Annotated in this window: 12 protein-coding genes; 9 read left to right on the forward strand and 3 right to left on the reverse strand. The window is 70.9% G+C overall.

Features of this window, described 5'->3' with window-relative positions; translation table 11 throughout:
- Window positions 1-3 precede the first annotated feature (3 nt).
- From H4O13_16500 to H4O13_16525, 6 genes are all read left to right on the forward strand, one after another.
- Window positions 4-642, forward strand: a complete 639-nt coding sequence (locus tag H4O13_16500) for a DUF1175 family protein (GenBank protein ID MBE5316996.1) — start codon at window positions 4-6, stop codon at window positions 640-642.
- Complete coding sequence (locus H4O13_16505; GenBank protein ID MBE5316997.1) at window positions 561-5,213, forward strand: alpha-2-macroglobulin family protein; 4,653 nt, start codon at window positions 561-563, stop codon at window positions 5,211-5,213. Before H4O13_16500 ends, H4O13_16505 begins: the two co-directional genes overlap by 82 nt.
- Window positions 5,210-6,874, forward strand: a complete 1,665-nt coding sequence (locus H4O13_16510; protein MBE5316998.1) for a DUF2300 domain-containing protein — start codon at window positions 5,210-5,212, stop codon at window positions 6,872-6,874. Before H4O13_16505 ends, H4O13_16510 begins: the two co-directional genes overlap by 4 nt.
- Window positions 6,816-7,643 carry a DUF2135 domain-containing protein gene (locus tag H4O13_16515; GenBank protein MBE5316999.1) on the forward strand — a complete coding sequence of 276 codons (828 nt, stop codon included), beginning with the start codon at window positions 6,816-6,818 and terminating at the stop codon, window positions 7,641-7,643. Before H4O13_16510 ends, H4O13_16515 begins: the two co-directional genes overlap by 59 nt.
- A 231-nt stretch (window positions 7,644-7,874) precedes the next feature.
- Window positions 7,875-8,432 (forward strand): sigma-70 family RNA polymerase sigma factor, encoded by a 558-nt coding sequence (locus H4O13_16520; protein ID MBE5317000.1) that lies wholly within the window; start codon window positions 7,875-7,877, stop codon window positions 8,430-8,432.
- Complete coding sequence (locus H4O13_16525; GenBank protein ID MBE5317001.1) at window positions 8,429-10,741, forward strand: serine/threonine protein kinase; 2,313 nt, start codon at window positions 8,429-8,431, stop codon at window positions 10,739-10,741. The genes H4O13_16520 and H4O13_16525 overlap by 4 nt, the downstream gene beginning before the upstream one ends.
- A 643-nt stretch (window positions 10,742-11,384) precedes the next feature.
- Here the strand turns inward: H4O13_16525 and H4O13_16530 are convergent.
- Window positions 11,385-11,924, reverse strand: coding sequence for a transposase (locus H4O13_16530; protein MBE5317002.1), 540 nt, complete (start codon window positions 11,922-11,924; stop codon window positions 11,385-11,387).
- Window positions 11,925-12,252: 328 nt separating this feature from the next.
- Between H4O13_16530 and H4O13_16535 the strand changes: the two genes are divergently transcribed.
- Window positions 12,253-13,935, forward strand: a complete 1,683-nt coding sequence (locus tag H4O13_16535) for a ubiquinone biosynthesis protein UbiB (protein ID MBE5317003.1) — start codon at window positions 12,253-12,255, stop codon at window positions 13,933-13,935.
- 88 nt (window positions 13,936-14,023) lie between these two features.
- A complete protein-coding gene (locus tag H4O13_16540; GenBank protein ID MBE5317004.1) occupies window positions 14,024-17,227 on the forward strand; it encodes a right-handed parallel beta-helix repeat-containing protein in 3,204 nt (1,067 codons plus the stop codon).
- 181 nt (window positions 17,228-17,408) lie between these two features.
- Here H4O13_16540 and H4O13_16545 read toward each other — a convergent pair whose 3' ends face one another.
- Both H4O13_16545 and H4O13_16550 read right to left on the reverse strand, forming a co-directional pair.
- Window positions 17,409-18,530, reverse strand: coding sequence for an MtrB/PioB family outer membrane beta-barrel protein (locus H4O13_16545; protein ID MBE5317005.1), 1,122 nt, complete (start codon window positions 18,528-18,530; stop codon window positions 17,409-17,411).
- Between the two features lie 463 nt (window positions 18,531-18,993).
- Entirely contained in the window at window positions 18,994-20,022 is a 1,029-nt protein-coding gene (locus H4O13_16550) for a glycoside hydrolase family 5 protein (protein ID MBE5317006.1), read from the reverse strand.
- Between the two features lie 132 nt (window positions 20,023-20,154).
- On the opposite strand from H4O13_16550, the gene H4O13_16555 reads away from it, so the two are divergent.
- A complete protein-coding gene (locus tag H4O13_16555) occupies window positions 20,155-22,491 on the forward strand; it encodes a serine/threonine protein kinase (protein ID MBE5317007.1) in 2,337 nt (778 codons plus the stop codon).
- The last annotated feature ends 110 nt before the right edge of the window (window positions 22,492-22,601 follow it).

Raw genomic sequence — 22,601 nt, forward strand, 5'->3', positions numbered from 1 at the left:
CTGCTGGCCCATCTGCTGGGCGCGGGCGCCTGTGCCCTGCTGCCGGGCCGCGCGGGCGCGGCGGAAGCGGGCGAGGTCTTCCTCGATCCCGCCCAGAGCCGCGTCTTTCGCGCCTGGTTCGTGCGCATCGTCAACGAACAGCTGCGCCAGGGCCCGAGCCCGCGCTGGCAGCAGCAGGACTGCGCCGGCCTGGTGCGTTTCGCCGCCAACGAGGCGCTGAAACGCCACGATGGCGCCTGGCTGCGCAGCATGGGCATCAGCCACGCCGACCTTCCGCCCGAGCTGGATCTTTCGCCCGAGCAGCGGCGGCTGGCGCAGACCTGGCAGCAGGGCGGCGGCCAGACCGGCGCGTACGTCAGCGCGATCGGTCTGGTCCAGCACAACAGCATCGCGGTCGCGCGCGATGTGCAGCAGGCCGCGCCCGCTGACCTGCTGTTCTTCGATCAGGGCGATGCCCAGCACCTGATGATCTGGATGGGCCGCTACATCGCTTACCACACCGGCAGCAGCAGCGCGCAGGACAACGGTCTGCGCCGGCTCAGCCTGGCCGAACTCATGCAATGGAAGGACACACGGTGGATACCGGACGCCCACAACCCCAACTTCGCCGGGGTCTATCGGCTGCGCTGGCTGCGCGCATGAGCGGCCGACTCGTCGACGCATTCCTGCGGGGCCTGCTGCTGCTTGGCGCACTCGCCGTGCAGGCGCAGCCGCAGGACATCGGTCAGTCCGGCAGCTATACGCCGGAGCCGGGCGAGCAGTTCTTCCTGCTCGCCGACAGCAGCTTCGGCAGCGACGAGACCGCGCGCGTGCGGCTTGAAGCGCCGGGGCGCGACTACCGCCGCTATGTGATGGAGCCCTATGGCGGCGTCGATATCCGGGTCTATCGGGTCGACAAGCCCCTGGAGTTTCTGCGCCGCCAGAAGAACCTGCACCGCATCCGCGTCGACAGCGCTTTCCGCGGCGAAGGCCTGTCGAATGCGCTGGCCTATCTGTGGGATCACTGGTACCGCAGCTCGCGCCGCGCCATGCAGCGCAGCTTCGCCTACGAGGCCCGGCGCGAGGTCACCGCCGAGCTGCCCGAGCTGAAGCTGGGCGACAGCATCCGCCGGCCGACGAACTTCCAGCCGCAGCCGCAGTACGACCCGATTCCCGGCCTGCCGCTGGTCAGCCAGTTCCGCTATCCGCTGTGGGAGGCCGAGCCGATCCAGCCGCCGGCCGAGACCCAGCTGAGCGGCTCGTCCAGCCAGTTCATCGAGCCCAAACCCGGCAATGTCGAGATCCCGGTCGGCAAGCTCGCGCCCGGTCTGTACGTCGTCGAAGCGCTGATCGGCAGCTACCGCGCGACCACGGTGCTGTTTGTCGCCGACACCGTGGCGATCACCAAAATCGCCGGCAACGAGCTGCTGGTTTGGACGGCGCACAAGCGCGCGGGCACGGCCGTGGCCGGCAGCGAACTGCTGTGGACCGACGGCCTCGGCGTTCTGAGCCAGGGCCGCAGCGATGCGCAGGGTCTGCTGCGACTGCAGCACCTGAGCCCCGAGCGCTCCTACGTGCTCGGCCAGGACCCGGCCGGCGGCGTCTTCGTTTCGGAGAATTTCTACTACGACAGCGAGATCTACGACACCAAGCTCTATGCCTTCACCGATCGCCCGCTGTACCGGCCGGGTGACTGGGTCGAGGTCAAGATCCTCGGCCGCCACTTCACCGCGGCGCGGGATTCGCAGCCCGCTGTCGATGCACCGATCGAGCTCGCGGTGATCGATGCGCTCGGCAGCCAGCTGCAGAGCCTGGCGCTCGACTTCCGCGGCGAAGGCGGTGCGCAGGCACGCTTCCAGCTGCCCGAGGGCGCGGTGGCTGGCGGCTACGAGCTGCGCTTCGCCTACCGCGAGCAGCTCTACAGCGCGGCCTTCCGCGTCGCCGAGTACATCAAGCCGCACTTCGAGATCGTTCTCGATCTGGACAAGGCCGAACACGGCACCGGCGAGCCGGTGCGCGGGCGCCTGTCCCTGCTGTACCCGGATGGCTCGCCGGTGGTCGATGCGCACGTGCAGCTCAGCCTGCGCTCGCAGCAGCTCAGCATGATCGACAACGAGCTGCAGTACCTCGGCCAGTTCCCGGTGCAGCTCAGCGCCACTGAACTGCGCACCGACGCCAAGGGCCAGGCCCTGATCGAGCTGCCGCCGGCCAGCGAACCCAGCCGCTACCTGCTCAGCCTGTTCGCCAGCGACGGTGCGGCCTATCGCGTGCGCAGCAGCCGCGAGATCCTGATCGAGCGCGGCGCCGACCGCTATCGGCTGCAGGCCGCGCGCCAGTTCAGCAGCGTCGGCGACAGCGTGCGCGTGCGCTTCGCGCGCGAGGCCGCCGGCGACACCCCGCTGCAGACGCCGCAGCACTACACCTGGCTGCGTCTTGAAGACCGCAGCACCGGCCGCGCCGAGCTGCCGGCCGGCAGCCGGCACTTCGACCTGCGTCTGCCGCGGCCCGGCAACTACACCCTGCACCTGCGCGATGCGGCAGGGCAGATCCTGGGCGCAACCTCGCACGCGGTCAGCGGTGCCGGCCAGCGCGCCAGTGCCGGCAGCATCGAGATCGTGCTCGACCAGCGCGAGTACCAGACCGGTGCCACCGCCGAGGCCCTGATCACCTTCCCCGAGCCGGTCGACGAGGCCCTGCTCACCCTGGAACGCGATCGCGTCGAGGCCACCGCCCTGCTCAGCGAGGGCGGCAGCTGGCTCAGCGCCGAGCGCCTCAACGAGACCCAGTACCGCGTGCGCATTCCGGTGCTGGCGCAGTTCGCGCCCAACCTGACCCTCTCTGCCCTGTACACGCGCGGCGGCGAGTACAGCTTCCAGAACGCCGGCATCGTGGTGAGCATGCCGGCGGTCGAGCTGTCGATCACGCCCGAGCGCGAGCTGTACCGCCCGGGGGAGGAGGTAGTGCTGAACTTCACTGCGCAGCGCGAGGGCCGCCCGGTGCGCGCGCGCCTCAGCGTGTCCGTGGTCGACGAGATGATCTATGTGCTGCAGCCCGAGATCGCACCGGCCATCGGCGACTTCTTCTACCACCCGCGCCGCAACAACGTGCGTACCAGCGCCAGCCTCGCCTTCATCAGCTACGACGTGGCGCTGCCAGGACGGCCGGGCACGCCGCCTGCGGCCAACCGCAGCGAGCGCGGGGTCAAGGTGCTGGAGCGCCCGCGTCGCGAAGAGGTCGATACCGCCGCCTGGGCGCCGGATCTGGTCACCGATGCGCAGGGCCGCGCCCAGCTGCGTTTCCGCATGCCCGATTCGCTGGCGCGCTGGCGCATCACCGCGCGTGCGATCGACGGCGAAGGCCAGGTCGGTCAGCGCCGCGGCTTCATCCGCTCCGAGCAGCCGCTGTACCTGAAGTGGAGTGGGCCGACCCGGTTCCGGCAAGGCGACGCGCCGCAGCTGGGCGTACTGGCCTTCAACCAGGGCAGCGAAGCGCAAGCGGTCGAGCTGGTGCGCCAGTGGCAGGGCCGCGAGCAGCGCAGCCGCCATGAGCTGCAGCGCGGTGCGAACTATCTGCCGCTGGAAGACTTTGAGCTTGGCGCAGGCGGCGAGCTCAAGCTCGGCTTGGCCAACGCCGCCGGCGAGCGCGGCGATGCCATCGCGCTGCAGCTCGAAGCTGCATCGGTGAACTGGCAGGCCCAGGCCAGCCTCAGCCTCACGCCCACTGCAGCATTGACGCCGCTGCAGCTGCCTGCCGACGCCAACGGCATCGAGCTCGTTCTGGCCGGCGACCGCGACAGCCTGTTCCGCGGCGTACTCGATGGCCTGATCGACTATCCCTGGGGCTGCGTCGAGCAGACTGCGAGTCGGCTCCTGCCGATGGCGCTGGCCTGGTCCAGCCTGCAGCAGATCAGCCCGGCCCAGGCGGATCGCCTGCGCCTGTCGATGCAGAACGCTCGCCTGCGCCTGATGCATCTGGCTGGCCCGCAGGCGCAGTTCGGCTGGTGGGGCAGCGAGGCCACGCCCGATGCCTTCCTCACCGCCTATGCCTACTACGCCGACCTGCACGCCGCTCGCGCGCTCGGCATCCGCCTGCCGCCGGATCACGCCGAGCGCGCCCTGCAGCTCTACAGCGAGCAGGCGCGCCAGCTGCCGGCGCTGCAGCGCATGCTGGTGCTGGAGTTCCTGCACGGCATGGGCGCGCCGGTGCGGACGCTGCTGGAGGGCGCGCTCGCCGATCTGCCGGCGGCGGTCGACGCCACCGAAGCAAAGACCACGCGCGCCCTGGATGCCGCCGACAGCCTGCCCTTCGTGGAGGCCTCGGCCACCAGCGATGACGCGGCCCTGCTGCTCGGGCTGCAGCTCGCCCGCGAACTCGGCGCCGAGGTGCCCGCTGGCCTGGGCCAACGGGCCGAGCCCGCACGCGAGCGCCTGCAGGCCTCCGAGCTGCCCCTGCTGCGCGCCCTGCGCGTGCGTCTGGGCGCTGCCTCGGGTGCGGAACAGGCCGCGCTGCTGCGCAGCCTTGGCCGCGAGACCGCGACCTTCGAGCGCGCCATCGCGCTGGCCTGGCTGCATGCCGCCCTGCCGCTGCAGAGCGCAGCAGCGAAACTGCCCAGCCCGGGCCCGGGCTGGCAGCGCCTCGACGGCGGGCTGACTCCGCGCTGGCGCTGGACCGAGGCCGCGCCGCCCGCATCGCTGGAATTGAACGGCGAGCTCGATGCTGCACTCAGCGCCCAGCTCAGCTATCGCAGTGAGAGCGCTCGGGGCGACGCGCTGGGTCTCACGCTGAGCCGACGCCTGTGGAAGCTGGTGCCCGGCGAGAACGCCTTCCAGTTCAGCCTGAGCGCGGTCGCGGCCGACGAGCCGCTGTCGGCCAGCGCGCTCTATCTCGACCAGATCGAGCTCGACTACAGCGGCGAAACCCTGCGCCATGGCCTGCTCGAAGTGCCGCTGCCGCCGGGCGCGGATGTCGAGCGCACCACCTGGGGTTTGGAGCTGGTCGCCGGCCCCGGCGGGGTGGCCGCTCCGCAGCTTGAGCGCGCCCGCCACGAACCCGGCGAGCAGAGCTATGCGCTGCCCGTCGAGCTGCTGCAGGGCAGGCTGCAGTTCAACCACCTGATCCGCTTCTCGCAGCGCGGTGAGTTCCAGCTGCCGCCGGCGCGCTATCAGCGCATGTACCAGCCGGCCGATCAGGCCTGGGAAGAGGCGCCCCTGCTGTCGCGGGTACGCGTCGATTGAGCCCCTCCACGCCTGCGCTCGCGGCCCTGCTGGCTGCGCTGCTGCTGGTCGGCGGCAGCGCAGCCAAGGCCGCGCCCGTGCTGCAGCTGGCGCTGCGCGAGGAGGGCCAGACCCGGCTCTGGCATTTGCCGGTGCAGGGCGAGGCGGAACCGCGACCGGCGGCCGAAGCGGCCGCGCTGCGTGCGCCGCTGGGCAGCCTGTGGAAACTGTTCGTGCACGCCTGGCTGCAGGCGCATGCAGCGCAGGAGCCGGCGTACGAGTGCCGCGGCCAGCAGCGTGACGAGGTCTATTGCTGCGAGCCCGGCCAGCGCATCGAGCGCGAGCAGGCGCTGTTGAACTCCTGCGGTCTCTACTACGAACCGGAACGGCTCGGCATCGCCGCGCTCGACTGGCAGCGCTACTGGCAGCAGCGCGGTGCGCCGGAGTGGCTGCAGCAGCTGGCGGCGATGCGGCCCGACAGCGAAGTGCCCGTCAGTGAACTGTTGCGCGAGCTGGAGCGTCTGCCGGCGCGCGAGGCGATCCAGACCCAGCTCGCCGCCGCCCTTCTGCAGCAGCCCGAGCCGGTCTTCGATGCGCTGGGCGCGCAGCTGCGCATCAAGACCTGGAGCTGGCACCGCGGCAGCGAGGATCGGCGCATTGGTGGGTTCGCCGGCTGGCGCAGCGATGGGCGCGCGCTGTGGGCGGAAGGCCAGGGCACCAGCCGCAGCGTGCTGCAGCGGCATGCCGCGGCGATCGCGCGCCTGCTGCCGCCAGCGCGGACGCTGCAGGCGGGTGAGTGCGTGGAGGTGCGGATGTTTGCGCGCTATCCGCTGGCGCGCATCGAGGCCTTGGACGGCAGCCCAGCTCCGCGCGGCGCCCTTGAGGGCCGCTACCGTCTGCACTTCGCCCGCGGCAACACCCTCAGCATCGAATCCCGCGGTGAGCTGCTTGTGCAGAACGAAGCCGGGGTGCCGCAGATCCTGGCGCGACTGTCGCGCGAGGACTACGTCGCCCGCGTGCTGCAGCGCGAAGGCCATACCGACAACCGCACCGCCGCCCGCGTGCTGGCGATCGCCATCCGCAGCTATCTGGCCCAGCAGGCCGAAACCGGCAGCAGCTGTCTGCGCATCGATGACAGCAGCCGCCGCCAGCGCGTGTCGCCGCGTCCTGCCTCCGCCGAAGCGCGCGAGGCGGCGGCTTTCAGCGAGGGCCTGGTGCTGACCGGCATGCCCGTCCAGTACCACGCCGACGAGGCCGCGCCGGGCCAGCTGTCCTGGGCGCAGCTGCTGCGCGATGCCGAGAGCGGCGCCTCTGTGCAGGCGCTGCTGCGGCAGACCTGGCCGCAGGCGGAGCTGGTCGCCTGGGGCAGGGCGCAGACCCAGTGCGAAGCGCTGCCCGAGGCGCAGGCCTGGCTGGCCACGCAGCGGCCGCGCTGGCGGCCTTTGCTCGCTGCCGAGTTCGGTCACGAGGAGCGCCCCGAGGTGCAGGTCTGCCGCCTGCGCTCCGGCCGCCCCTTTGCCGATCGCGCGCGCCAGCGCGTGCACATCCGCGGCCTGCGCAGCCAGCAGGACCAGCTCGACCTCACCCACGAATACCTGCATCTCGCCTTCGAGGCACACCCCCATGGACAGGACGAAGACTTCATCGAGGCTTGGGCGCGCCGGCTGGTGCTTGGGCAGTAGGCGCGCGGCGTGGGCATGGGCCTGTGCGAGCAGCCTGATCGGCGTGTGCGCGCAGGCGCAGCAGGCCCCGAAAGTCGAGCTTGAGGGTCCGCGCTCGGGCTGGCGGCTGCACACGCCCGAAAGCGCCAGCTTCATGCAGGCGGTGAACTATCCCGCCAACAGCGTCAATACGGGCGATGCCGCGATCGGCAGGCTGATCCGCGGGCGCGTGCTGGGCGCCGCCAAGGGCCCGGCGCGGCTGATCGTCAACGGCGTGGCGATGCCGCAGCGCATCGAGGACGACGGCAGCTTCGCCCGGCCCTATGCCTTTCCCAGCGGCAGCAACAGCATTGAAGTGCGCAGCAGCGATGGCGCGGCGCGCCTGCGCCGGCAGTTCTACGCGCAGCCGGCCGGGGCCATCAGCCCGCGCCTGCGGGTGATGCTGGCCTGGGACACCGACCAGACCGACCTCGACCTGCATGTGATCAGCCCCGACGGCCAGCACGCCTGGTACGGCGAGCGCAGCCTGCCGAACGGCGGTGGCATCGACACCGACGTCACCACCGGCTACGGCCCCGAGATCTACGCCAACCCCAGCCCGCCGCCGGGTCTGTGGCTGGTCTACGTCAACTTCTACGGCGGCCGCGCCAGCAGCGAGGAGGGCCTGACCATCGCCAGCCTCAGCATCCTCAGCAACGAGGGCACGCCGGACGAGAAGCAGGAGACGTTCCGCATTCCCATGCGCGAGGCCGGCGAGACGGTGCTGGTGAAGCGGTTTGCGTATCCGTAGGGGCGGGGATTGGGGATTCGGGATTGGGGATTGGAGAGCGGGGATTGGGGACTCCGGATTCGGTGGGTCAAGACCCACCCTATGTGCCATCCGATTTCATAGGGTGGGTCTTGACCCACCCTGCGCTGTCAAATGGGCAGACACCCGGTGCTTGACCGTCGCGCTACCGTGCCGGCCTAGCACCCCCGACATCGGCCTGCAGGCGCGACCGCACCAAGGCAGAATCGGCGCATGACCGCGCCCCCGGAACCCGCACTCACGCAGTGGCTGGCCCGCGCCCGCGAGGGCGACGGTGATGCCCTGCGGCAGGCGTTTGCGGGCGTCTATGGCGAACTGCGGCGGCTGGCGCATCGGCAGCTGGCGGGGCAGCCCGAGCGCACCCTCAACACCACCGGCCTCGTGCACGAAGCCTTCCTGCGCTTGCACGGCCACGCCGGCGAGGTGCGCGATCGCGGCCATTTCTTCGCGCTGGCGGCGCGGGTGATGCGGCAGGTGGTGGTCGACTTCGCCCGCGAGCGGCTCAGCGAAAAGCGCGGCAGCGGTGAGCGCGGCCTGCCGCTCGAGGGCATCGATGTCGCCGAGGCGCGCGAGGCCGAGCACCTGCTCGCGGTCGACGAGGCCCTGCGCCGGCTGGCCGAGCGCGAGCCGCGGCAGGCGCAGGTGGTGGAGTGCCGCTACTTCGCCGGCCTCACCGAGCCGGAGACCGCCGAGGCGCTGGGCATCGGCGAGCGCAGCGTGCAGCGCGACTGGCAGCAGGCCCGCGCCTGGCTGCGCGAGCAGTTGGCGTGAGCACCACGGTCAGGCCAGACGATGAGGAGGGCTTTCTCGCCCCCGGCGGCGCGCTGGCGGGCGCACTGGGGCAACGCCTGCTGGAGCGACTCGGGCCGCCCCGCCCGAAGCCCGGCCAACGCTTCGGGCCGTTTGCCCTGGTCCGCGCGCTGGGCCGCGGCGGCATGGGCGAGGTCTGGCTGGCGCGGCGCGCCGACGGCGCCTTCGAGCAGCAGGTCGCGCTGAAGTGGCTGCAGGGCGGCCTGTTTGGCGATGCCGATGCCCTGCTCGCGCGCGAGCGTGGGCTGCTGGCCGGGCTCGATCATCCGCACATCGCGCGCCTGATCGACGGCGGCCGCAGCGAGGCGGGCCTGACCTGGTTCGCGATGGAGTACGTCGACGGCCTGCGCCTCGATGCGCATGCGCGTGAACATCGCCTCGACCTGCGCGCGCGCCTGCGCCTGCTGCTGCCGCTGTGCGCCGCGCTGGCCTTCGCCCACCGGCGGCTGGTGGTGCATGGGGACCTCAAGCCCGCCAATGTCATGGTCGACCGCGAGGGCCAGCCCAAGCTGCTCGACTTCGGCATCGCGCGCCTGCTGAAATCCGACAGCGATGGCCTCGCCGCGGCGCTGACGCCGGGCTGGGCGAGCCCGGAGCAGAGGCGCGGCGAAGCGCTGGGTACGGCCAGCGACGTCTATCAGCTGGGCCTGCTGCTGGCCTGCCTGTCCCAGCTGCCGGCGCAGACCGACCTGTCCTCGACGGCGCTGCCCGAGACCGTGCTCGCCGCGCCGCTGACGGCCGACGCTGTGCCGCCGGAGACGCTCAAGGATCCGGAGCTGCGCGCCATCGCCCTGCGCGCCTGCGCGCCGCGCCCGGAGCAGCGCTACCCCAGCGTCGATGCCTTCGCCGACGATCTGCGCGCCTGGCTGGCGCATCGGCCGGTGTCGGCGGTGCCGGCATCGGCCTTCTATCGCCTGCGCAAGCGCCTGCGCCGGCATCCGCTGGCGGGCGCACTGGGCCTCGCTGGCGGCCTCGCGCTGGTCGCCCTCGGCCTTGGCCTGCAGCAGCAGCGCGAGGCGGCGCTGGCCGCGGCCGCGCGCGCCGAGCGCGAGGCCCTGCAGGCGCGTCGCGAGTCCGAACGCAGCGCGGCCGCGCTCGGCTTTCTCGGCGAGCTGCTCGGCAAGGCGCAGCCGGGCGAGCATCGCGGCCGCATTCCGACCGTGGAGGATGCGCTGCAGGCTGGCGCCGAGCGCCTAAGCGAGGACAGTGCGATGCCGCCCGCGCTGCGCGGCGCCCTGCTGGCGCGGCTCGGCAGCATCCGCATCGAGCGCAGCGAGTTCGGCCAGGCCCGCGCCCTGCTCGAAGCCGCGGTGCCGCTGCTGCGCGCCGCCGATGAGGACCCGGTGCTGCTGTCCGAGGCCGAGGGCGAACTCGCCTACAGCCTCGACTACAGCGACTCGGCCCGCGCCCTGCCGCTGTTCGACGGCGCCATCGCTCGGCTGTCCGCGCTGCCGGACGAACAGCCGCGACGCCTGCGCCTGCAGCGCCTGCGCGCGAGCCTGCTGTACGGCATCGGCCGCTACGAAGACGCGGCTGCGGCGCTGCGCGGGCATCTGGCGGAGTCCGATGCCCGGCTGGGCGAAGACAGCGTCGAATCCGGCATGGGCCGCGTGCTGCTGGCGATGAGCCTGAATGCGCAGGGCGACATCGAGGGCGGGCTGGCCGCCAGCGCGCAGGCCTGGCGCACGCTCAAGGCGGCGCTGGGCGAGGCGCATCCGCGCAGCGTGCAGGCCGGCAATGGCTACGCCAGCGCCCTCTACAACCACGGCCGCTACGCCGAGCAGATCGCCGTGCTCGACGAACTGCTGGCCACCGCACGCAGGCTGTGGGGCGAGGCGCATCCGCGCGTGGCCCTGCTGCTGACCTGGAAGGGCGCCGGCCTGCTGGCCGCCGAGCGCGCTGCCGAAGCGACCGAGGCGCTGGAGCGGGCGGCCGCGCTGTACGCCGCCGCGGACCCCGACGACGACCTCGGCAGCCCCAACACCCTGGGCGCGCTCGGCGATGCCTATGCCGCGCTCGGTCGCAGCGACGACGCCCTGGCCGCCTATGCACGCATGGCGCAGGTCGAACGCGAACGCACCACCGCCCTGCCGCCCGACGACGGCAGCCGCGCGATCAAGCCGGCGCGCCTGCTGGTCCAGCTCGGCCGCCACGACGAAGCCCGCCGCGCGCTCAGCGAAGCCGAATCCCGCGCCGCCCGCAGCGGTCACACCAACGCCCCGCTGCGCCGCGAGCTGGACGCCCTGCGCGAAGCGATCGAACACCCATAGGGTGGGTCTTGACCCACCATGGCCTCGGCACCGCGGCACGCCGTGGGCTCGCGCTAAGTCCCGCGGCACGCCATTGGCCCGCGCTGCATGCCACCTCGTGCCATCGACGCGCACGGCGCCACGCCCAACCCGCATGGCGAATCCCGAATCGTACGCACGCGGCAATTGCGGATGCCGCGCAGCGGTGGGTCAAGACCCACCCTATGTGTCGGGAGGCCGGGATGGGTCAAGACCCACCCTATATGTCGCAAGGTTCATAGGGTGGGTCTTGACCCACCATGGCCTCGGCACCGCGGCACGCCATGGGCTCGCGCTAAGTCCCGCGGCACGCCATAGGCCCGCGCTGCATGCCACCTCGTGCCATTGACGCGCACGGCGCCACGCCCAACCCGCATGGCGAATCCCGAATCGTACGCACGCGGCAATTGCGGATGTCGCGCAGCGGTGGGTCAAGACCCACCCTATGTGTTGCAAGGTCCATAGGGTGGGTCTTGACCCACCGGAGCTCGACACTCGCCTCACGTTGAACTCGCCTCACGCTGTTCTCGCCTCACATCAAACTCGCCCCAATCCGCATGCGCCGCACGCCCAAGCGCTGCCAAGCCACCCCGCGCCTCGCACGACCGCACCGTTGGCGTGTTGATCACCCCGCCACTGGCGTCGCGCTGGGCACGAAGCGATGCAGGGAAGTGCCCCAGTCAGGCGCGAGCAGCCCCTCGCACACGTAGCGATGAACGCTCGAATGCGGCCAGTCGATGGCACGTTCGACGTGGCCGTGCTTGACCGGGTTGTAGTGGATGTAGTCGATGTGCGCGCGCAGGTCGCGCTCATCGAGGATCAAGCGCTCGAAGTAGCGTCGCTGCCAGATGCCGCGCTCGCCCTTGTCGGCGCGGCTTGCGCTCAACGGCTCCCCTGCCGGCAGGCTCAGGGTGAACAGGGTCTTGATCTGGCGCCAGCGCGTGGCGTTGTCGTCATCGCCGTCGGGCAGGGTCCAGAGGCAGTGCAGGTGATCCGGCAGAACCACCGCCGCCAGCAGATCGAACGGGCGCTGCCGGCGGGTGGCGCGAAAGGCCAGACGCAGGGCGTCGATGTGATCGACCAGCAGACGCTGCTCGCGATTCCATAGATTCACGGTGAAGAAGCAGGTCGCGGCAGAAAGGCGGAGGCGGCGATAGTTCGGCATGCGCGCAGGATCGGCGCACCGCCTCGACACAAGCGACCGCAGGACACCGCTAGCACGTGTAGGAGTTTTGCCCGCGCGGGCCCAGGGCGTGCCGCGAGACACACCGCGAGCCCATGGCGTGCCGCAGGGTCAAGGCCATGGTGGGTCAAGACCCACCCTATGGGATCGCAGTCATCGGGTGGGCCGCGATCCATCGCACCCCGTCGTTCCATAGGGTGGGTCTTGACCCACCGTGCTTCGATGTTCGCGCGGTCTCTCGAAAGCCTCACGCCGCGTACTCGGGAGGGGCGCGCGCAAGCCCCAGCCCCCACTCCACTACACTCCCCCCATGCTCTGGGAAACCCTCACCGCCGCCCGCGATCTCGGCCGCCTGCATGACGTGGCGGGCGTGCTGGTGCGGCACGGCTTTGGCGATGTCGCGCGAAGGCTGGGCATGCTGGGCGCGCTGGAGCGCGTCGGCCGCGTGCTGCCGACGCAGAATCTGGAGGCGCTGGTCGCCTTGAAGCCCGAGCAGCGCCTGCGCTGCGTGCTGGAAGAACTCGGGCCCTGCTTCGTCAAGCTCGGCCAGGTGTTGGCGACGCGCGTGGACCTGTTCGGGCCGGACTGGATCGCCGAGTTCGGCAAGCTGCAGAACCAGGTGCCGGCGGTCGACTTCGCCCTGCTGCGTCCGCAGCTGGAGCAGGACATCGGCGGCAGCGTCGAGACCGTGTTCGCCGAGTTCGACACCGCGCCGCTGGCCGCGGCCTCGATCGCCCAGGTGCATCGCGCCCGCTTGCAGGACGGCCGCGCGGTGGTGGTCAAGATCCGCCGCCCCGACATCGAGGCGACGGTCGCCGCCGACACCCGCCTGCTGGAGCGCGCGGCGCGTCTGGTCGAGTCGGAGTGGCCGGAGTGGCGGCGCTACCAGCCGCTGGCCCTGGTGCGGCAGCTGAAGTCCTCGCTGCGGCGCGAACTCGATCTGGCCGCCGAGGGCCGACACGCCGAGCGCATCGCGCTGAGCTTCGCCGACGAACCCAGGATCGTGGTGCCGCGCGTGCACTGGCCGCTGACCGGCACGCGGGTGAACGTGCAGGACTTCATCGACGGCATCGCCCTGTCCGACACGAGCGCGCTGCAGGCCGCCGGTGCCGATCGCCATGCGGTGGCCCAGCTGGGCGCGCAGGCGGTGCTGAAGATGATGTTCGAGGACGGCTTCTTCCACGCCGATCCGCATGCCGGCAACGTGTTCTGGCTGCCGGGCGATCGCCTCGCCCTGATCGACTTCGGCATGGTCGGCCGCCTCTCGGAGGCGCGCCGCCACCAGCTGGTGGCCTTGATGCAGGGCCTGGTCGCGCGCGACACCGGCGCCGTGGTCGAGGTGCTGCTGGCCTGGACCGAACAGGGCGAGCTGGACGAAGAGGTTCTGGCCGAGGACATCGACGCGTTGATCGACAGTTACTACGGTGTCCCCCTGGGCGAGCTGCAGTTCGGCCGCCTGCTGGGCGAGGTGATGGCTTTGCTGCGCGATCACCATCTGGTGCTGCCGGCCGACCTCGCGCTGGTCATCAAGGTGTTCGTGACGCTTGAGGGCATGGGCCGGATGCTCGACCCCGGCTTCGACATGGCCGCGGAAGCGGCACCCTTCCTGAAGCGCTCGCTGCTGAAGCGCTACCACCCCAAGGCGATGGCGCGGCGCGGCTGGCGTGCGGCCGGCGATGCGCTGGCCCTGCTGCAGGCGATGCCGCGCGAGCTGCGCCAGCTGCTGCAGACCGCGCGGCGCGGGCGCTTCAACGTGCACATCGACGTCGAGCGCCTGAAGCGCTTCGGCGAACAGGTCGAGCACTCGGCCAACCGGCTCAGCATCGGCGTGGTCACCGCCGCGCTGATCATCGGCTCCTCGATCGTGATGACCGTCTCCGGCGGGCCGACCCTGCTGGGCCTGCCGCTGTTCGGCCTGCTCGGCTTTCTCGGCGCGGGCGCCTGCGGGGCTTGGCTGATCTGGTCGATCTGGCGCAGCGGCGGCGGGCGCTGAGCGCCCGCTGCCCGGTCTGGCGGGATTCGTCGGCGCATTCCGTGGGTGCAGGCAGGGGCACTGATGCCTCGGCGATGCGGAGCGGGTCATGGCGGCATGGAAGGGATGGCACGGCGGCGCGGCCCTGGCCTTGGGCCTGTGCCTGGCCGGGGCGACACAGGCCGGCGAACTGCGGGTGAATTCGGCGGGCTGGGATCTCGCGCTGGACGACAATCTCAGCCTGCGCGAGGCCCTGCTGCTGGCGCAGTGGCCGCTCAACGAGTTCGAGAAGCGCTGCTGGCGCAGCGGCGAAAAGGACCGCAGCAGCGGCGGCAACTGGCAGCTGGCGAACCCGGCCAACAGCGAGCACTGCATCCAGCCCCCGAGCTGCGCGACCAACAGCGCGACCTGCCTGTGGGTGCTGGCCAGTGTGCCGTCGTATGGCCTCGGGCTGGATCACGCCGACACCCTGCGCATCGACGCCAACATCGGCCCCGCGCAGCCCACGGCGCCGATCTTTCTGCGCAGCGATGACCGCCTGCTCGGCCAGCGCCCCGACGGCCAGCGCCTGCCGATCGACGGCAGCCAGCTGCCCGCCAGCGTCCCGGCCCTGCTGCAGATCGCCGGCACCAATGCGCTCATCGAACAGGTCGAGGTCTATGCCAGCCCCAGCGTTGGCATCGCCGTGACCGGCAACGGCAGCCGTATCGAGGCCAGCTTTGTCCGCAACAACGCCGGCGCCGGCATCCGCCTGCTGCCCAAGCAGGGCGGGCCCGCGCCGTTCTCGCCGCGCGACATCACGGTGGGCAGCACCGATCCGGGCCGCGGCAATTTCATCGTCGGCAACGGCGGCGATGGCGTGCTGCTGGAGGCGGTCGCCACCGAAAGCAGCTTCAGCCACAACAACAAGTTCTTCGCCAACTTCATCAGCGGCAGCGGCGCCTCGGGCATCGCGGTGTTCCATTCGCGCGGCAACCTGATCGGCGATGCCGGCCTCGGCAACGAGATCCAGAGCGCCGCCGGTCTCGCCGGGGTGTTCATCGAAGGCGAGAACGCCGACGACAACCGCATCGCCGGCAACCTGATCGGCGTGAGCAGCGGCTTGAACGGCAACACGCACGGCGTGCTGATTCTGGGCGGCGCCGATGCGGCGCTGATTGGCGGCAGCGGCGCGCTGGCCAACCGCATCCTCGGCAATCGCGGCCACGGCATCCAGCTGATCGGGCCGGACAGCTCCGATCACCAGATCCTCGACAACGCCATCGGTGCCGCCGGCAGCACGGCCCTGGGCAACGGCGGCGATGGCATCCGCCTGCAGAACGGGGTCAGCAACGTGCTGATCCGCGGCAACACGCTCGTGCGCTCGGGCTATCCGACCGCGCTCGCCGCGGATGCCGGCTGGGGTGTCCGCATCGAGGGGCCGATCAGCCGCTTCAACCGCGTGCAGCAGAACAGCATCGGCCTGCTCGGCACGACAGCCGCCGGCAACCGCCGCGGCGGCCTCGCCGTGCTGGACGGCAGCGAAAGCACCCGCGTCGGCGGTGCGGTGCTGGGCAATACGATCGGCAGCAACGAGGGCCCGGGTGTGCTGATCGAAGGCGCAGGCACCGCGGCGACGCAGCTGGAACACAACCGCATCGGCTTCGCTGTCGACGGCGGCAGCCTCAGCCGACCGAACGCCGGCAGCGGCGTGCTGATCCGCGGCGGCGCCCGCGACACCGTGATCGGCGAGGGCGACGGCAGCCCCGCCGACAGCAGTCGCCGCAACTGGATCAGCGGCAACGCCCGCGACGGCATCGAGGTGCTGGGTGAGACCAGCGACGGCGTGCGCATCCGCAACAACTACCTCGGCACCGAGATCGTCGGCGTAGGCGCGCTCGGCAACAGCCGCAACGGCCTCTACGTGCAGGACGCCGACGGCATCGTGATCGAGCGCAATCTGATCTCCGCCAACGGCAACGACGGCATCAAGCTGGAGGGCGCGGTGGCGGGCGCACAGATCCAGGGCAACGGCATCGGTCTGAACGCCGATCGCGATGCCGTGCTGGGCAACGCGGCGTCGGGCGTCGCCCTGCTCAGCGGCCCCACCGACACCCTGATCGGCAGCACGGCGGCCAACTGGATCGGCGGCAGCGGCGGCAGCGGCGTGTACATCGAGGGCGCCGCCACCCTGCGCACACAGGTGCGCGGCAACTCCATCGGCGGCAGCGGCGTGCGGGCCTTCGGCAATCAGGGCTCGGGGGTCTTCATCGGCGGCGGCAGCAGCCAGAACCTGCTGCGCGGCAACCTGCTGCTGGCCAACGGCGTCGCCGGCGTCGACCTCAACAACGCCGATGCGAACACGCTCGCCGCGAACTTCGTTGGCGCGGTCGGCGCCGGCGGCGTGTTTCCGAACCCGCGCGGCATCCGCGTCTATGCCGGCTCGGCCGGCAACGTGATCGGCGGCAGCGAGGCCGCCGACCGCAACTACATCACCGCCGGCAGCTTCTACGGCATCGGCCTGTTCAACGCGGGAACAAATGCCAACCGGGTCGAGAACAACTGGATCGGCGAGCTGCTGGGGGGCGCGCCGGCCGGCGTGCAGGGGCCGGGCGTGTTGATCCAGGAGGGCGCGCAGTTCAACGAGATCCGCGCCAACCTGATCGCCTGGAGCCTTGGGCCCGGCGTTTGGATCCGCAACCTCGGCATGCTCACCCGCGACAACGAGGTGCTGGGCAACACCGTGCGCAACGGCGTGGTCGAGGGCGTGCGCATCAGCGATGGCGCGTCGTTCAACCAGATCGGCGGCGAGAGCGCAGGCGAGGCCAACCAGATTCGCGACAACGATGGCGCCGGCATCGTGGTCAGCGGCGGCGACGGCAATGCGCTGTGGGGCAATGGCCTGCTGTTCAACGAAGGCCCGGCGATCGACCTCGGCGGCGACGGCGCGACCGCAAACGATACCGGCGACACCGATACCGGCCCCAATCGCCTGCAGAACTTCCCGCAGCTCGGCGCGCTGATCCGCGACGCCAGCTCGACCCGCGTGAGCTATCAGCTCGACTCCGCGCCGAACCGCAGCTATCGCATCGAGCTCTACGGCTACGCGGCGGCCTGCGCGCCGGGCGGTAGCGGCCAGGGGCTGCGCGCGCTGGTGCAGAACGTGCAGACCGGCGCCGACGGCCGCGCCAGCGGCGAGCTGCTGCTGCCCTTCCGCCTGCCCGGCTTTGTCAGCGCCACAGCCACCGACCTCGTCACCCTCGACACCTCGGAGCTGGGCAGCTGCGTCGGCGATCCGGCGGAGATCTTCAGCAACGGCTTCGAGTCGTCCTGAGCCGCGGGCTTTGGCCCAAACCGATCGCGTGTGCCGGGCCCTCGCGAAGCCTCGCCCGCGCCCGCGGGCTTCGCACCGGCGCTTGGGCGGCGCCTGCGGCGCGCCGTCGAAAACTCGATCGACAGTGTCGACTGGCCGCAGCACCGCGGGACGGCAGGGCGCCGTCCCGCGGCAAAGGCCATTAGAACTTCCAGGTCGCGCCGAGGTAGGCGCTGTCGTTGCTGGCGTTCTTGCTTTCGATGCTCGACTCGCGGTCGCGCGTTTCGTAGCCGAGCTCCAGCGAGAGCCACTTGCCGAAGTCCTTGGTCAGCTGCAGGCCCCAGGTGGTGTTGTCGTCCTCGCGGCGTGGCACCAGGTTCTTGTGATCGACCGAATCGAACTTGTAGCCAACGCCGGCCGTCATGTCCCAGGGCAGCTTGCGCGTGTAGGTCAGCTCCCAGCCCCAGGCATCGGTGTTGCGCGTGACCTGGGTCGAGTCTTCCACCTTCGGGGCGTACTTCAGCTTGAAGATGTCGTCATTGGTGGCCTTGAAGTCGGCGCCGAAGGCCAGGGTGTCGACGCGCGAGTCGGGCGCGGTCGGCTTGGCGATGTCCTTGTCCTGGTAGTTGTAGGTGGCGCTGAGCCCGAGGCGCTTGCTGACTTCGTAGGTATAGGCCAGCGAGGCGACGAAGGTGGTGGCGAACTTGTTGTTGTCGGTTTCCAGCGCGACGTAGGACAGCGAAGGCTTGAAGCCGTGCTTGCTTCCGGCCGGCGAGATATCGAAGCCGCTGGTGACCGCCCAGTTGAACTTGTCGAGATCATCGCGCTGGTTGTGGGTATCGCTGGCGAAGCGAATGCCGTTGTTCCACGCAGTGGTGCCGCCGGCGTAGGTGTACTTGTGGCCCAGGCCGACCTTGGTGGTGTAGCGGCTCTCGGAGTCGACAACGCCGCCTTCATCCGGGTCGAGCAGGTCGTCGATGCCGTCGCCGTCTTCGTCGAAGGCATCGTCCTCTTCGATCTCGTCTTCGGACGGGTCGACATCGATGAGGTCATCGAAGTCATCGCCCTCATCCCCCTCGTCCTCCTCTTCGGAGTCGTCCGCCGCCGGATCTTCTTCGTCTTCGATGCCGAATTCGGAGAGTTCCGCGTAGTCGAAGCGCTCGCCCGAAGAAGGCGCCACCGAGATGTTGTTGTTGGTGCGGTACTGGACCTCGACGCTGCCCTTGAACGCGTGGCCGGTCTTGGGCTGTTTGGCCCAGGCGTCGCTGCTGGCCGTGCCGAGAGCGGCCACGGCGATGGCCAGAAAAAGTGCGCTGCGCTGCATGCTGAAACTCCGTTGCTGACGGGAAAAACCGTGCGCCCTACCGGCACCGGAGCGCGCGGCAGGCCTGCACGAGAGAGGGAGGGTCGCTTCGAATGCGTCGCTGCCAGACGCGAGCCGGTGAGCGGCTGCGGCTTGCTAGACCTGGGCCCGCGTGCGGACTCGGGGCCTGGGACTTCGCGTCGGCACCCCGGCAGGCACGGCCGGCCGGATGCGCTGACGAAGCGCGTGGACGGCGGTCGCTTGCGCATGGGGCGGGCGCGCGGCGGCGGGAGTCTACACGCTCATGGGCGCCGTGGAGGGCGCGCTCGCGGCTCGCGCAGGGATCCGTGGATGGACCTGAGCCGGTGCCGGGGCGTGCGAAGGCGGATGGCGGCGCTCGCAGGCGTGCGTCAGCGACCGCTTGGGCTGCGGCCCGATCGGCGGCAAGGGCGGGGGCTGAGTGGGCCTGATTGTCGCGGGGCTTTCAGCCCTCGAATCCGTTCGCGAACACCGTGGCAGGCGCTGGCGCCGCGCTGAGATAGGGCAGCAACCAGGCCATCTGCGGGCGGTCCTGCGGCGGGTTGCCGGTCGGCTCCAGGGTGAAGATGTACTCGCCCCACTGCGGGCCGGCGGCCCACCAGGCCCAGCCCAGCCAGACGTCCTGGTTGGCCTGCAGGTAGTCCAGCGCGCTGGTCACCGAAGTCCGGCAGGCCGCACTGTTGCCGCCCGCGAACTCGCCCAGATAGCCGCGCACGCCGCGCGCGCGCAGCCAGGCGGTGACGGTCTCGAACTGCGCCGCGCCGTGGCCGGCGCTGCACTGCGCCGACTGGCCCGAAAAATCGCCGTCGAAGTACTGGTGCAGCTCGTAGGCGAAGTTCGCGCCGCTGTCGACGATGCCGCCCATCACCTGCGCGTTCGGCGTGCCGTACCACTTCTGGCCCCAGCTGTGGGCGCCGGTCCAGGCGTTGCCGGGCACCAGGATCAGCTGCTGCGCGCCGGTGGCGCGGATCGCGGCGATGGCCGCGTTCGCGGCCGACAGCCAGGCCTCGGTCGACATCGAATGCGGCTCGTTCATCAGGCCGAAGATCACCTGCGGGTTGTTCCGGAACTCGCTGGCCAGCCGCGTCCACAGATCGGCGAACTGCGCATTGGACAGATTCGGCGAGCCCACCACCGCGCCGTTGAAACGCGCGTAGTTGTGCGGGTCGAGCACGACCTTGAGGCCCGCCGCATTGGCCGAGGCCACCACGCTGCGCAGGCTGGCGAGGTAGGCGGCGTTGAACGGCTGGCCCAGGCTCGGCTGCAGACGCTCCCACTTGAAGGGCAGGCGGATGTGGTTCATGCCCTTGCCGCGGAAGTAGCTCATCTCCGCCGGCGTCGGCCAGAAGGTGCCGCTGTCGAACTCGGCGCCAGCAAGGTTGACCCCGCGCAGCTCGAAGGCCGAGGCCTGCGGGAGAGCCGGGCCAAAGCCCAGGGCCAGGCCGAACAGCAGCGGGAAGAGCGGACAGCGCATGGTCGATGGGCTCAGCAAGCGGTGCGGGTGCTGAACGTTAGCACCGACCCTGGGCGAGGCAGCCGTGCGACCCGTGGCGCCTTGGGCGCAAGCGTGATGCAGCGCATACTTCGCGCGCCGGAGGTCAGCCGAATGCCGGGTCCAGCCAGCGATCACGATGACACGCCCACCCTTGCCCTGAAGTCGGTCGGGCCCGTTGCGCCCGGAACTGGCGCACAGCCCGGCCTGCGCATCGGCGCTTATGCGCTGACGCGGGCGCTGGGGGCTGGCGGCATGGGCGAAGTCTGGCTGGCCGAGCAGCTGCAGCCGGTGCGCCGTCCGGTCGCGCTCAAGCTGATGCAGCGGCAGCTGCTGAACCCCCTGTCCGAAGCCTACTTCGAGGTCGAGCGGCAGGCGCTGGCGCGCATGGATCACCCGGCCATCGCCAAGGTCTTCGACGCCGGCCGCACGCCCGAAGGTCATCCGTGGCTGGTGATGGAGTGGATCGACGGTGAGCCGCTGCTCGACTGGTGCCGCGAGCGCCAGCCCGACCTGCCGAGCCGACTGCGCCTCTTGGCCGCGCTCGCCCGCGGCGTGCAGCACGCGCATGCGCGCGGCGTGCTGCATCGCGATCTCAAGCCCGGCAACGTGCTGGTGGTGCAGGTCGACGGCCAGGCGCAGCCCAAGCTGATCGATTTCGGCATTGCGCTGGGCCTTGACGCCGGCCCGACCGCGTCGCTTGCGACGCACAGCTACGAGGCCGCCGGCAGCGGCGCCTTCATGAGTCCCGAGCAGCGCGCGGGCGCCGCCGAGGCCATCGATCCGCGCGCCGATGTCTATGCGCTGGGGATGATCCTGCTGTGCCTGCTGCTGCCCGGGGCGCGCTTGAGTGCCCTCGGCGATGACAGCGGCGATGCGCAGCGCCTGCGTGCCCGCTTCGACGCCGCGCTGGCCACCGGCCGCGGCCGCAGCGAGCCGCTGTTGTCGGCCCTGCCGCGTCCGCTGCTGCAGCTGCTGCGCTGCGCGCTAGCGCCGCAGCAGGTGGAGCGCTACGGCTCGGCCGAGGCCTTGGCGATCGATCTTGACCGCTACCTGCAGCGTCGCCCGCTGGCGGTGATGGGCGAGAGCCGGCGCTATCGCCTCGGCCTGTTCCTGCGCCGCAATGCGCTGGCCACCACGGCGCTCGCGGGCATTGTGCTGGCGCTGGCGGCGGGTCTCAGCTTCGCGCTCTACGGCCTGCGCGAGGCGCGCAGCGAAGCCGAGCGTGCGCGCCTGATGAGCGGCTTCATGACCGATGTGCTTACCGGTGTCGATCCACAGTATGCCGATCGCCTCGATCGCACCCTGTTGAACCGCATTCTTGACGACGCCGCCGAGCGCGCCGGGCGCCAGCTCGAGACGCGGCCGGAAGCGTTGGCCGAAGTGCTGGGCGTGGTGGGCAGCACCTACGCCAACCTCGGCGACCATGCGCGCGGGCTTCCGCTGCTGCGGCAGGCCCATGCGCTGGCGGCCTCGCGCCTAGCCGATTCACATCCCGTGCGCCTGCGGCTGGTGAGCAGACTCGCCGATGCCCTCGCCATCACCGGTGAAGCCAAGGAGGCCGAGGCCCTGCTGCGTCCCGCGCTGGCGGCGGTGGGTGCAATCGATCCGCGCTATCCGCTGGCACAGCCTGATCTGCGCCTGAGCCTCGCCTGGGCGCTGCGCGATCAGGGCCGCCTTGAAGAGGCGCTGGCGGAAGCCCGCGCCGCGCGTGCCGAACTGGCGGCGCTGCCGACGCCCGACGGCGATCCGGACCCCCTGACGGCCGGCTATGTCGAGCAGGTGGTGCTGAGCGATCTGGGCCGCGCCGAAGAGGCCGAGCGCATCCTGCGGCCGCTGCTGCAGGCCCACATCGCGACCTTCGGTGAAGCGCACGCGCGCACCTTGCGGCTCGGCAACAGTCTGGGGGTGCTCTTGCTGCAGCAAAGACGCTTCGCGGAAGCCGAACCCGTGCTGCGCCAGAACCTCGCTGCCAGCGAGCAGGTCTATGGCGCCTCCCACATCGCCACCCTCAACCCGATCAGCAACCTCGCCGGCGCGCTGCGCCAGCAGGGCAAGGTCGAAGAGTCCGGCCCCTACTACCAGCGCGCCTACGACGGCTTCGTGGCCGCCTTCGGCGAGACCCATCCGCGCGCGATCCAGACCCTGGCCAACCTCGGCAACTACCAGTTGAGCGCCGGCGATGCGCAGGGCTCGCTGCAGAGCCACCTGCGTGCGCGCGAACTGTCGAAGGGCGTGTTTGCGGCCGAGCATCCGTCGATCGAGGAAACCCACCTCGGCGCCGGCAAGGCCTATGCAGCGCTGGGCCAGTGGGCCGAGGCGCTGGTCGAATTGGAGCGCGCCCTGCAGCTGCGGCAGGCGCGCCTGCCGCCCGAACATCCCGGCATCGCCGACGTGCAGGCCGAGCTGGACAAGGTGCGGGCGGCGCTGGCGGCAGGCGATCGGGGCTGAGCGCTTTCGCCGTGAGCCTCAGGCTCGCCCCGATGTGGAGATCCAACGCCTCCGCCAGGGTCGCGCTGCGTGCGATCCAAGCCGCGGCACTGCGCGGCCTGTGAACTCGC

This window comes from Lysobacterales bacterium (assembly GCA_014946745.1).
In the GTDB taxonomy this organism is placed as follows: Bacteria; Pseudomonadota; Gammaproteobacteria; order Xanthomonadales; family Xanthomonadaceae; genus Aquimonas.